At 65.2% G+C, this 11740-nt stretch carries 11 protein-coding genes; 1 reads left to right on the top strand and 10 read right to left on the bottom strand.

Translation table 11 applies throughout. The features are described 5' to 3' along the window. Positions 1–4: 4 nt before the first annotated feature. The 10 genes from SB771_RS08755 to rpsB form a co-directional block, all read right to left on the bottom strand. Entirely contained in the window at positions 5–502 is a 498-nt protein-coding gene (locus SB771_RS08755; RefSeq protein WP_041489826.1) for an OmpH family outer membrane protein, read from the bottom strand. A gap of 63 nt (positions 503–565) precedes the next feature. Next, positions 566–2872: an outer membrane protein assembly factor BamA gene (gene bamA / locus SB771_RS08750; RefSeq protein WP_011657281.1), complete on the bottom strand. Its 2307-nt coding sequence runs from the start codon at positions 2870–2872 to the stop codon at positions 566–568. A 64-nt stretch (positions 2873–2936) separates the two neighbouring features. Beyond that, positions 2937–4325, bottom strand: coding sequence for an RIP metalloprotease RseP (rseP, locus tag SB771_RS08745; protein ID WP_175660526.1), 1389 nt, complete (start codon positions 4323–4325; stop codon positions 2937–2939). 11 nt (positions 4326–4336) lie between these two features. Then, on the bottom strand, positions 4337–5533 hold the full coding sequence (locus SB771_RS08740; RefSeq protein WP_175660525.1) for a 1-deoxy-D-xylulose-5-phosphate reductoisomerase: 1197 nt from the start codon (positions 5531–5533) through the stop codon (positions 4337–4339). 15 nt (positions 5534–5548) lie between these two features. Then, positions 5549–6370, bottom strand: a complete 822-nt coding sequence (locus SB771_RS08735; RefSeq protein WP_175660524.1) for a phosphatidate cytidylyltransferase — start codon at positions 6368–6370, stop codon at positions 5549–5551. Further along, positions 6364–7146, bottom strand: a complete 783-nt coding sequence (gene uppS, locus SB771_RS08730) for a polyprenyl diphosphate synthase (RefSeq protein WP_006758563.1) — start codon at positions 7144–7146, stop codon at positions 6364–6366. Before uppS ends, SB771_RS08735 begins: the two co-directional genes overlap by 7 nt. A gap of 49 nt (positions 7147–7195) precedes the next feature. Then, positions 7196–7756 (bottom strand): ribosome recycling factor, encoded by a 561-nt coding sequence (gene frr / locus SB771_RS08725; protein ID WP_006752152.1) that lies wholly within the window; start codon positions 7754–7756, stop codon positions 7196–7198. A 101-nt stretch (positions 7757–7857) separates the two neighbouring features. Further along, positions 7858–8571, bottom strand: coding sequence for a UMP kinase (gene pyrH / locus SB771_RS08720; RefSeq protein WP_006752151.1), 714 nt, complete (start codon positions 8569–8571; stop codon positions 7858–7860). Positions 8572–8727: 156 nt separating this feature from the next. Then, positions 8728–9609 carry a translation elongation factor Ts gene (gene tsf, locus SB771_RS08715; protein WP_006752150.1) on the bottom strand — a complete coding sequence of 294 codons (882 nt, stop codon included), beginning with the start codon at positions 9607–9609 and terminating at the stop codon, positions 8728–8730. Positions 9610–9771: 162 nt separating this feature from the next. Further along, positions 9772–10512, bottom strand: coding sequence for a 30S ribosomal protein S2 (rpsB, locus tag SB771_RS08710; RefSeq protein ID WP_006752149.1), 741 nt, complete (start codon positions 10510–10512; stop codon positions 9772–9774). 380 nt (positions 10513–10892) lie between these two features. Here rpsB and map point away from each other — a divergent pair, with 380 nt between their 5' ends. Continuing rightward, on the top strand, positions 10893–11708 hold the full coding sequence (gene map, locus SB771_RS08705; protein ID WP_011657285.1) for a type I methionyl aminopeptidase: 816 nt from the start codon (positions 10893–10895) through the stop codon (positions 11706–11708). The last annotated feature ends 32 nt before the right edge of the window (positions 11709–11740 follow it).

Here is an 11740-nt window from a genome sequence, read left to right as displayed (position 1 = left end):
CCGTTCAGTTCGTCGAGCCGGACGCGAGCGCCTTGAGCACCTTGTCGGTGATGTCGATGCGCGGACTGACGTATACGGCTTCCTGCACGATCAGGTCGTAATTCTGCTGCTCGGCGATCTGCTTGATGACCTTGTTCGCGCGCTCCAGCACCGCCGCGAGTTCTTCGTTGCGGCGCTGGTTCAGGTCCTCGCGAAACTCGCGCTGCTTGCGCTGGAAATCGGTGTCGAGCTGCGCGAGATCGCGCTGCTTCTGCGCACGATCGGCCGCCGACAGCGACGCGCCGTTCTTGTCCAGCGAGTCGGACATCGACTTCAGGCGCGCCGCGAGGTCCTGCAGTTCCTTGTCGCGCTTCGCGAACTCGGCTTCGAGCTTCGTCTGCGCCACCTTGGCGGGCGCCGACTCGCGCAGGATCCGATCCGAATTGACCGCCGCGATGCGGGCGACGTCCTGAGCATGCGCCGTCGCCGCGCCCAAGGCCAGCGCAACGGTCAGCGCACACATCACTCGTTTCGAAAACTTCCCGGTTAGCAAAATTACCCTCTCGTTGCTGTTGTATGCGTTCGATCAGAACGCCGTCCCGATCTGGAACTGGAATTTCTGGTACTGGTCGCCTTCATGCTTCTGCAGCGGGAAGCCGAGGCTCAGCTTCAGCGGGCCGATCGGCGAGATCCACGCGAGACCCACGCCGTAGCCGTAACGCAGGCCGTTCGCGCCGGTACTCGTACCGCCCGGCGCGTTGCCCCACACGTTACCGCCGTCGAGGAACGTGAACACGCGCAGCGTGCGGTCGTAGCCGGTACCCGGCAGCGGGAACGTCAGCTCGATGTTGCCGACCAGCATCTTCGAACCGCCGATCGGGTCGTTCGTCTTCGTGTCGCGCGGGCCCAGCGAGCTCGGCTCGTAGCCACGCACCGAGCCGATACCGCCCGCGTAGTAGTTCTTGAAGATCGGGTACGGGTTGCCGATACCGTTACCGTAGCCGCCTTGCAGGTTCATGCCCAGGATGAAGCCGCGCGAGAACGAATAGTAGTACTGCGCCTGCAGGTCGGCCTTGTAGTACTGGATCTTGCCGACCGGCACGCCGTACTCGACGTTCGCCTGCGTGAAGTAGCCGCGGCTCGGGATCAGCGCGCTGTCACGCGCGTCGCGCGACCACGCGACGGTCAGCGGCACCGTGTTCGACACGCGGCCGAACTGGTTCACGTAATCCTGGTAGCTCTGCGGCGTGTTCGAGTCGACATCGAGACGGTTCTGCTCGAAGCCCGCGCCGAAGTAGACGGTGTCGACTTCCGAGAACGGAATGCCGAACTTCAGGTTGCCGCCCGCGCTGATGATGCGGAAGCTCGAGCTCGTCGAATAGTAGAGCGGCTGGTACGTGCGGTAGTAGACGTCCGTGATCCGCTTGATGCCGTCGACCGTGAAGTACGGGTCGACCTGCGTGACGGTCAGCGTGCGGTAGCTCTTCGCGGTGTTGACGTTCACCGACAGGCTCGTGCCCGAGCCGAACACGTTGTCCTGCGACACGCCCGCCGACAGCACCACCTTGTCCGTCGACGAGAAGCCCGCGCCCAGCGTGATCGCGCCGGTCGGCTTTTCATCGACCTTCACGGTCACGTCGACCTGGTCGTTCGTGCCTTCGACCGGCACCGTCGTCACGTCGACGTTGGTGAAGTAGCCGAGACGGTTCACGCGATCCTTCGACAGCGCGAGGCGGTTCGAATCGAACCACGAGCTTTCGAGCTGGCGCATTTCGCGGCGCACGACTTCGTCGCGCGTACGCGTGTTGCCGACCACGTTGATGCGGCGCACGTACACGCGACGGCTCGGATCGACGACGAGGTTCAGGTTCACCTTGTGGTTCGCCTGGTCGATGTCCGGCTGCGCGTTGACGGTCGCGAATGCGTAGCCGTATTCGCCGAGCTTGTCGACGATCGACTTCGTCGTTTGCTGCAGCTTTTCGGCCGAGAAGCGATCGCCCGGCTTGATCTTGATCAGCTTGGTCAGTTCGGCTTCGCGATCGAGCAGGTTGCCCGACAGCTTGATGCCCGACACCGTGTACGGCTCGCCTTCGTGCAGCGTGACCGTCAGGTACATGTCCTTCTTGTCGGGCGAGATCGACACCTGGGTCGACTCAATGTTGAACTCGAGGTAGCCGCGGTTCAGGTAGTACGAGCGCACGGCCTCGAGGTCGCCCGTGAGCTTTTCCTTCGAGTACAGGTCGTTCTTCGTGTACCAGGAGAACCAGTTCGGCGTGGACAACTGCATTTCGTCGCGCAGCTTGCTGGTACTGAACGCCTTGTTGCCGATGAAGTTGATCTGGCGGATCTTCGCGCTCGGGCCTTCGGCGACCGCGAACAGGATCGACACGCGGTTCGCGTCGACCGGCGTGATCGTCGTCTTCACCTCTGCCGCGTAGAAGCCGCGCGTCAGGTACTGACGCTTGAGCTCCTGCTCCGCCTTGTCGACGAGCGCCTTGTCGTAGTAGCGGCCGTCGGCCAGACCCACGGCGCGCAGCGCCTTCGTCAGGTTGTCCTTGTCGAATTCCTTCGTGCCGGTGAAGTCGATCGATGCGATGGCCGGACGCTCCTGCACCTGCACGATCACGACGTTGCCCTGGGTGGCAATGCGCACGTCGTTGAAGAAGCCCGTCGCGTACAGCGCGCGAATTGCTTCGGATGCCTTGTCGTCGGTGAAGGTATCGCCCTGCTTGATCGGCAGGTAGGCAAACACCGAACCCGCTTCGACGCGCTGCAACCCCTCGATCTTGATGTCTTGCACCACGAACGGTGCCGCTGCATGCGCCGCGAGGCCGTGCGCGGCGAGCGCGGCCGCTGCAACTGTCTTAGGTACAAAGCGATGAGGTTTGAACAACGTGCATCCCCAATATTTAGCTGCATCAAATCAGGCGGCGGCCGACTGGCCGCCGCCTGACGCTTCAGAAATGGATTAACCGAGCCAGGTCGTTGAACAGCGCGATCGCCGACAATGCGACGATGCAGATCAACCCGGCTCTTTGCAGAATCAGCTGCCAGCGCTCCGAAACGGCTTTCCCGGTCGCGGCTTCAACCAGATAATATAACAGATGCCCCCCGTCCAAAACGGGAATCGGCAGCAAGTTCAACACCCCGAGGCTAATGCTGACAAGGGCGAGGAACGACAGGAAGGCCGACGGACCGAGCCGTGCGCTCTTGCCCGCGTAGTCCGCAATCGTCACCGGACCGGACAGGTTCTTCAGCGACGCGTTGCCCGTGATCATGCGTCCGAACATCTTCAGCGAATAGACGGCGATGTCCCACGTGCGGTGCGCGCCGAGCCGCAGGCTCTCGATCGGCCCGTAGCGCACGTCGACCGACGGCGTGTGCATCGACAGCGCCGCGCCGATGCGGCCGACCTGCTGGCCCGTCTCGTCGTCGCGCTGCGCCTGCGGCACGATCGACACCGTCTGCGTGGCACCGCCGCGCTCCACGCGCAAGTCGACCGGCTGCCCCGCGTGGTGCTTCACCGCGTCGATGAAGCGCGAGGCGCCGCCGATGGGCTTGCCGTCGAGCGCGAGCAGCTTGTCGCCTGCCTTCAGGCCCGCGCGCTGGGCCGCGCTGCCGGGCTGCACCGACGCCACCGATAACGTGCCGCCGCCGGTCTCGAAGCCCAGGTGCGTCATGAAATCGTCGTCGAGCGCGCTTTCGGGAACGTTGCGCAGGTCGACGCGGAAGTCGAACGTCGACGCGCCGCCGTCGCGCGCGCCGAGCACGACCTCGCGATGATCGAACGCGGCGGCCAGCAGCTTCCAGCGCAGATCCGACCACGAACGCACCGGCACGCCCTCGCCGCCCTGCGCGTCGCCTGCGTGCACGTCACGGATCGATACGATCGTCTCGTTGCCGTCGAAGCCCGCGCGGGCCGCCACCGTGCCGGCGGCCGGCGGCGCGAGCACCGCGGCCGGCTCGGTCACGCCGGTGGCGAATACGACGGAAAACAGGACGATTGCCAACAGGAAGTTCGCGATCGGGCCGGCGGCGACGATCGCGATGCGCTTGAACACCGATTGCCGGTTGAACGCCTGGTCGAGCTCCTCGGGCTTGATGTCCGCCCCAGGCTCGCGCTCGTCGAGCATCTTCACGTAACCGCCGAGCGGCAATGCGGAGAGCGTCCATTCGGTGCCCGTCCTGCGGCTGACCCAGCGCGCGACGGGCTGGCCGAAACCGATCGAGAAACGCAGCACCTTCACGCCGCACCAGCGCGCGACACGATAATGTCCGTACTCATGCACGACGACCAGCACCCCGATCGCCACCGCAAACGCGATCAGTTCGACCAGCACGTTCATGAGCACCTCATTCAGACAGTACGCTCCACGCGGGGCGCAGGCGCTTTCGCAATGATCTCGGCGGCGAGGCGGCGTGCCTCGGCATCCGCCGCAAGGACGTCGTCGAGCCCGTTCGGGCTGCGGTTCGGCAGCGCGTTGAGCACCGCGTCGACGGTGGCCGCGATCGCCATGAAGCCGATCCGGCGCTCGAGAAACGCTTCGACCGCGATTTCGTTCGCCGCGTTCAACGCGGCGCTCGCGATACCGCCCTCTTCAAGCGCCTTCAGCGCGAGCGCGAGGCACGGGAAGCGCGTGTAATCGGGTTTCTCGAACGACAACTGTGCGATCTGCGCGAGGTCGAGCTGGTCGACGCCCGCGTCGACGCGCTCCGGGAAGGCCAGCGCGTGCGCGATCGGCGTGCGCATGTCGGGGTTGCCGAGCTGGGCGAGCACCGAGCCGTCGCGGTACGACACGAGCGAATGGATCACGCTCTGCGGGTGGATCAGCACGTCGATCCGGTCACCGGCCAAACCGAAGATCCAGTGCGCCTCGATCACCTCGAGGCCCTTGTTCATCATCGTCGCGGAATCGACCGAGATCTTGCGGCCCATCACCCAGTTCGGGTGCTTGCAGGCTTCGTCCGGCGTCACGTCGACGAGCGTGGCCGGCTCGCGCGTGCGGAACGGACCGCCCGACGCGGTCAGGATGATCTTCGAGATCCCGCCGTGCTCGTTCTCGTCGCGCGGCATGCACTGGAAGATCGCGTTGTGTTCGCTGTCGACCGGCAGCAGGATCGCGCCATGGTCGCGCACGGCGTCCATGAAGATCGCGCCCGACATCACGAGCGATTCCTTGTTCGCCAGCAGGATGCGCTTGCCGGCGCGCGCGGCCGCGAGGCTCGGCGCCAGGCCGGCCGCGCCGACGATCGCCGCGACGACGGTGTCGCAGCCGTCGCTCTTCGACACGTCGACGAGCGCCTGCGGCCCGTGCAGCACGATGGTCTTGCTGCCCGCCGCGCGCAGCTTTGCCTCGACGTGCGCCGCCGTGTTCGCATCGCCAACCACCGCGACTTCGGGCGCGAAGCGCAGGCACTGCTCGACGAGCTTGTCGCCGTTGCGGTGCGCGGTCAACGCATAGACCGAGAAACGCTCGGGATGGCGGGCGACCACGTCGAGCGTGCTGTCTCCGATCGAGCCCGTGGAACCGAGCAGTGTCAGACGTTTTTGCATAACAGAAATAGTGGTTTAACCAAGCAGCAGCATTGCGAGCGGCAGCACGGGCAGCAGTGCGTCGACACGGTCGAGCACGCCGCCGTGCCCGGGCAGCAGGCCGCTGGAATCCTTCACGCCCGCCTGACGCTTGAGCAGCGACTCGAACAGGTCGCCGATCACGCTGTAGGCAACCAGCAGCGTCAACGCGGCCCACGCGCCGGGCATCCCGTAGCGGGTGGCGAATGCGGAAAATAGGGTCGGCTCGAACCAGTGCGTCGCCATTGCGACACCCGCGACGACCATCACGGCGAACCAGCCGCCGATCGCACCTTCCCAGCTCTTCCCGGGACTGATCGTGATGGCCAGTTTACGCTTTCCGAAGGCCTTGCCCGCGAAGTATGCGCCGATATCGGCCAGCCAGACGACCAGAAGCAGCGACAACACGAACGGAACGCCCTCGGCGCGCGCCGCGACGAGCGCGTGCCAGCAGGCCGCGAACACGACGAGCCCGGCCGCGAGCAGGAACGCCCGCCACACGCCGCCCGCGAGTTCCGGCTTGCGCCGCAGCGAGAACGGGCCGACCAGCAGCCAGAACACGCCGGCTGCCATGAAAAGGGGACGGGACGACGACGCGCCGACGCCGAGCGGCGCGGTCGCCGCGAGCGCGGCCGCCGCGACGATCGCATAGACGATGGCGCCGGTCGCACCGAGCTTCAGCAGGCGCGCCCATTCCCACGCGGCGAACACGAGCACGACGCCGATCAGCGCGCCGAACGCGGTGAGCGGCGCGAACAGCGTCACCGGCAGCAACACTGCCAGCATCACGACCGCCGTGATCACACGGGTCTTCAGCATGAAAGGGAATCGGCGTTCTGCGATTGCGGTTCGAGCTGCGCGCTGGTGCGCCCGAAACGGCGCTCGCGCTCGGTATACGACGCGATCGCGTCGGCGAGCGCCGCGCCGTCGAAGTCCGGCCAGTATTTGTCGGTGAAATAGAATTCCGCGTACGCGAGCTGCCACAGCAGGAAATTGCTGACGCGCTGCTCGCCGCCGGTGCGGATGAAGAGATCGGGCTCCGGCGCATAGGCCATCGCCAGGTGCGGCGCGAACGCGTCTTCGGTCACGTCGACCTCGCGGCCCTCGCGCACGGCCTGCTCGACGAGCTTCTTCGTCGCTTGCAGGATGTCCCAGCGGCCGCCGTAGTTCGCGGCGATCGTCAGGGTCAGGCGGGTGTTGCGCGCCGTCTTGGTCTCGGCGCGGCGGATCAGTTCGCGGATGCGCGGCTCGAAGCGCTCGAGATCGCCGACCACCCGCAGGCGGATCCCGTTCGCATGCAGCTTGCCGATCTCGCGCTCGAGCGCGGTGATGAACAGCCGCATCAGGAACGACACTTCGTCGTTCGGCCGGCGCCAGTTTTCCGAACTGAACGCGAACAGCGTCAGGTATTCGACGCCGGCGCGCGCGCAGCCTTCGACCACCGCCCGCACGGCATCCACGCCGCGGGTGTGCCCCGCGACGCGCGGCAGGCGGCGTTCGGTCGCCCAACGGCCGTTGCCGTCCATGATGATCGCGATATGACGCGGCACGGCGCCGACGTCAGGCACGCGAACAGTAGAGCTTGTATAGGTCATGGCCGTTGAGACAGTAATGCGGAAAGAAGGCGGCGCGCGAGGACGGTCGTCAGACCGTCATGATCTCGGCTTCCTTGCTCTGCACGAGCTTGTCGACTTCGGCAACGTGCTTGTCCGTCAGCTTCTGCACGTCGTCGCTCGCACGGCGCTCGTCGTCTTCCGAGATTTCCTTGTCCTTCACGAGCTTCTTGAGCGCTTCGTTCGCGTCGCGGCGCAGGTTGCGGATCGCGACCTTCGCCGTTTCGCCTTCGCTCTTGACCACCTTGGTCAGCTCGCGGCGGCGCTCTTCCGTCAGCGCCGGCATCGGCACGCGGATCAGGTCGCCGGCCGTCGCCGGGTTCAGGCCGAGATCGGCTTCGCGGATGGCCTTCTCGACCTTCGCGACCATGTTCTTTTCCCACGGCTGCACGCCGATCGTGCGTGCGTCGACGAGCGTCAGGTTCGCGACCTGCGAGATCGGCACCATCGAACCGTAGTAGTCGACCTGCACGTGATCGAGGAGACCGGTATGCGCACGGCCCGTACGGATCTTCGCCAGATCGTTCTTGAACGCTTCGATCGAGCGCTGCATCTTCTGCTCTACGCCCTTCTTGACATCAGCGACACTCATTTCAACCTCCAAACCTTCAACCTTCAAAGAACGCGGGCCCCGCCCGGCGCGCGACGCACCACGGCCGGCGACCCACGCCGCTTGCCCGCATCCGCGGGAGTTTACACGTGGACGAGCGTACCTTCGTCCTCGCCCAGCACGATACGCTTGAGCGCGCCCGGCTTGTTGATCGAAAACACGCGAATCGGCAGCTTCTGGTCGCGGCACAGCGCGAAGGCCGTCGCGTCCATCACCTGCAGATTCCGGCTGATCGCCTCGTCGAAGCTGATCGTCGCGTAGCGCGTGGCCGACGGATCCTTCTTCGGATCGGCAGAATATACGCCATCGACCTTGGTCGCCTTCAGCACGACCTCGGCGCCCACTTCCGAGCCGCGCAGCGCGGCGGCCGTGTCCGTCGTGAAGAACGGGTTGCCCGTGCCGGCCGCGAAGATCACGACCTTGCCTTCCTCGAGCTGGCGGATCGCGCGGGGCCGGATGTACGGCTCGACGACCTGATCCATGCGCAGCGCGGACTGCACGCGCGCGACGATGCCGGCGTGGCGCATCGCGTCCTGCAGCGCCAGCGCGTTCATCATCGTCGCCAGCATCCCCATGTAGTCGGCCGTCGCGCGGTCCATGCCGGCCGCACCGCCCGCGACACCGCGGAAAATGTTACCGCCGCCGATCACGACCGCAAGCTGCGTACCGAGACCCACGACTTCGGCAATGTCCGCCACCATCCGTTCGATCGTCGCGCGATTGATGCCGAAGGCATCGTCGCCCATCAGCGCTTCGCCGGAGAGTTTGAGGAGGACGCGTTTATAGGCATTGGACATAGGGGCTTCCGAGCGACGAGAGGATGACAACCACGAACTGTAGGGGCGAAATACTGATTCGGGCAAGCGCCGACGGTCGGACCGGGGTTCCCGGCCGGCCGGCGGCGCCGCCGGCCGCGGCGGAGCGGACGCCCGCCGCGGATACTGCCTGACTGCTTACTGCTGCTTTGCTGCTGCGACTTGCGCGGCCACTTCGGCGGCGAAGTCGTCCTGGCGCTTCTCGATGCCTTCGCCGACGACGAACAGCGCGAACTTCTGCACCGTGGAATTCGCCGCCTTCAGCATCTGCTCGATCGTCTGCTTGTCGTTCTTCACGAACGTCTGGTTGAGCAGCGACACTTCCTTCAGGTACTTCTGGACGCTGCCGTCGACCATCTTCGCGACGATTTCAGCCGGCTTGCCCGATTCAGCAGCCTTCTGCTCGGCCACGCGGCGTTCCGTGTCGATCAGCTCTGCCGGCACGTCGGCCGACGACAGCGCGACCGGCTTCATCGCGGCGATGTGCATCGCGACGTCCTTGCCGACCTGCTCGTCCGCACCCGTGTACTCGACGATCACGCCGATGCGCGCGCCGTGCAGGTACGTCGCGATCTTGTTCGCGGTTTCGAAGCGCACGAAACGGCGGATCGAGACGTTCTCGCCGATCTTGCCGATCAGTGCGAGGCGCACTGCGTCGACCGTCGAGCCTTCGAGCGGCAGCGCCGACAGCGCAGCCACGTCGGCCGGGTTCTGCGTCGCGACGAGTTCTGCAACCGTCTTCGAGAATGCGAGGAAGTCGTCGTTCTTCGCGACGAAGTCGGTTTCGCAGTTCAGTTCGACCAGCGCGCCTGCATTGCCGCCGACGAACGATGCGACGACGCCTTCGGCCGTCACGCGCGATGCCGCCTTGCTCGCCTTGTTGCCGAGCTTGACGCGCAGCAGCTCTTCAGCCTTGGCCAGGTCGCCGTCGGCTTCCGTCAGCGCCTTCTTGCACTCCATCATCGGTGCGTCGGTCTTTGCGCGCAGTTCTGCCACCATGCTTGCGGTAATTGCCGCCATCATTCGCTCCTTGAGTCTGTATTCACCACGCCGCCCGCTTGGACGCGAACGGCCGAAAATCGTTTCCGGACCCGCGCCGATTCAGCGCGATCAGGTCCGGCGCACAAGCTTAAAAAAAGGGGGCCTGTTGAGAGCCCCCTTTTTGCGCCGGCTCGGGGCCAGTTACGCGTTTTCCTCGACGTACTCGTCGTCGCCGCGCGCTGCCTGGACCACTTCGTTGACCGCGTTCGCACGGCCTTCGAGGATCGCGTCGGCCACGCCTTCAGCGTACAGCGCGACTGCCTTGCTCGAGTCGTCGTTACCCGGGATCACGTAATCCACACCTTCCGGCGAGTGGTTCGTGTCGACCACGGCGATGACCGGCACGCCCAGCTTGTTCGCTTCCGTGACGGCAATCTTGTGATAGCCGACGTCGACGACGAAGATTGCGTCCGGAATGCCGCCCATGTCCTTCACGCCGCCGATCGACTTCTGCAGCTTGGCGATTTCGCGTTCGAACAGCAGCGCTTCCTTCTTGCTCATCTTCTCGAGCTCACCTGCCTCGACTGCCGCTTCCATGTCCTTCAGGCGCTTGATCGATACCTTCAGCGTCTTGAAGTTGGTCATCATGCCGCCGAGCCAGCGTGCGTTGACGAACGGCATGCCCGCGCGCTGCGCTTCCTGGGCGATCGTGTCACGCGACTGGCGCTTCGTGCCGACAAACAGGATCGTGCCGCGGTTTGCTGCCAGCTGGCGCACGTACTTCTGTGCGTCCGTGAACATCGGCAGCGTCTTTTCGAGGTTGATGATGTGAATCTTGTTGCGGTGACCGAAAATGAACGGAGCCATCTTCGGGTTCCAGAAGCGCGTCTGGTGACCGAAGTGGACACCCGCTTCCAGCATTTGGCGCATCGTAACTGCCATGTAAATTCTCCACGAGGGTTGGGTCTTAAGCCGGCCGCCGTACCGCCGCGGGAACGCACCCCGAAGGACCTTCGTTCCGCGCGGCCGGCACCCTTGGTTGCGCCGGCTTGCGATTCGGCACGTGCGAAAATGCGCGTGCCACAAGCCTTTCATCGCCATGCCGCCCCAAAACGAGGCAGGTTCGGCATTTGGATGTCGACTTAGCCAAAGAGTATAGCACGCCGATTTGTCGGCTCTCAAGTCGCCCGCCACTTTCGCTTGCCGCGCGGCAGCGGGCCGGACAATCCCCGAAAACCCGCATCGGCACCGCCGGCAGGGGCTGCGAGGCCAGCCATAAGGTGCGATAATCCGTCAATTCACCGCATTCCAGGCATACCTCGATGGCTATTACGCTCAAAAACGAACACGACATCGCCGAGATGCGCGTCGCCTGCCGTCTCGCGAGCGAAGTGCTCGACTTCATCACGCCGCACGTCGTCGCGGGCGTCACGACCGGCGAACTCGACCGGCTCTGTCACGAATTCATGCTCAACGAGCAGGGCACGATCCCCGCGCCGCTGAATTATCAGCCGCCCGGCTATCCGCCCTACCCGAAGGCCACCTGCATCTCGGTCAACGACGTGATCTGCCACGGCATTCCGGGCGAGAAGGTGATCAAGAACGGCGACGCGCTGAACATCGACGTCACCGTGATCAAGAACGGCTACTTCGGCGACACCAGCCGGATGTTCATCGTCGGCGAGGGCTCGATCCTCGCGAAGCGCCTCGTGCAGACCACCTACGAGTGCATGTGGCTCGGCATCGACCAGGTCAAGCCCGGCGCGCACCTCGGCGACATCGGCTACGCGATCCAGAAGCACGCGGAAGCGCAGGGCTACAGCGTCGTGCGCGAATACTGCGGCCACGGCATCGGCACGGTGTTCCACGAAGATCCGCAGGTCGTCCACTACGGCCGTCCGGGTACCGGCATCGAGCTGAAGGCCGGGATGATCTTCACGATCGAGCCGATGATCAACGCCGGCAAGCGCGACATCCGCACGATGCCCGACCAGTGGACGGTCAAGACGCGCGACCGCAGCCTGTCCGCCCAATGGGAGCACACCGTGCTCGTCACCGAGACGGGCTATGAGGTGCTGACCGTGTCGGCCGGCACGCCGGCACGCCCGGTGTTCGCGCAACCGGCCGCCGCGGTCTGAGCGCCGTCGCGCCCGCCTGCCCGCCTTGCCCG

The organism is Burkholderia sp. SIMBA_051 (assembly GCF_046534915.1).
In the GTDB taxonomy this organism is placed as follows: Bacteria; Pseudomonadota; Gammaproteobacteria; order Burkholderiales; family Burkholderiaceae; genus Burkholderia; species Burkholderia ambifaria.
Note: the sequence above shows the minus strand (reverse complement) of the source record. Positions and strands in the feature narration are given on the sequence as shown.

Excerpts from the sequence above, each read along its gene's own strand:
- SB771_RS08755 (WP_041489826.1), bottom strand. The coding sequence starts at position 502 with ATGTGTGCGCTGACCGTTGCGCTGGCCTTGGGCGCGGCGACGGCGCAT.
- rseP (WP_175660526.1), bottom strand. The coding sequence starts at position 4,325 with ATGAACGTGCTGGTCGAACTGATCGCGTTTGCGGTGGCGATCGGGGTG.
- SB771_RS08740 (WP_175660525.1), bottom strand. The coding sequence starts at position 5,533 with ATGCAAAAACGTCTGACACTGCTCGGTTCCACGGGCTCGATCGGAGAC.
- SB771_RS08735 (WP_175660524.1), bottom strand. The coding sequence starts at position 6,370 with ATGCTGAAGACCCGTGTGATCACGGCGGTCGTGATGCTGGCAGTGTTG.
- uppS (WP_006758563.1), bottom strand. The coding sequence starts at position 7,146 with ATGACCTATACAAGCTCTACTGTTCGCGTGCCTGACGTCGGCGCCGTG.
- frr (WP_006752152.1), bottom strand. The coding sequence starts at position 7,756 with ATGAGTGTCGCTGATGTCAAGAAGGGCGTAGAGCAGAAGATGCAGCGC.
- pyrH (WP_006752151.1), bottom strand. The coding sequence starts at position 8,571 with ATGTCCAATGCCTATAAACGCGTCCTCCTCAAACTCTCCGGCGAAGCG.
- tsf (WP_006752150.1), bottom strand. The coding sequence starts at position 9,609 with ATGGCGGCAATTACCGCAAGCATGGTGGCAGAACTGCGCGCAAAGACC.
- rpsB (WP_006752149.1), bottom strand. The coding sequence starts at position 10,512 with ATGGCAGTTACGATGCGCCAAATGCTGGAAGCGGGTGTCCACTTCGGT.
- map (WP_011657285.1), top strand. The coding sequence starts at position 10,893 with ATGGCTATTACGCTCAAAAACGAACACGACATCGCCGAGATGCGCGTC.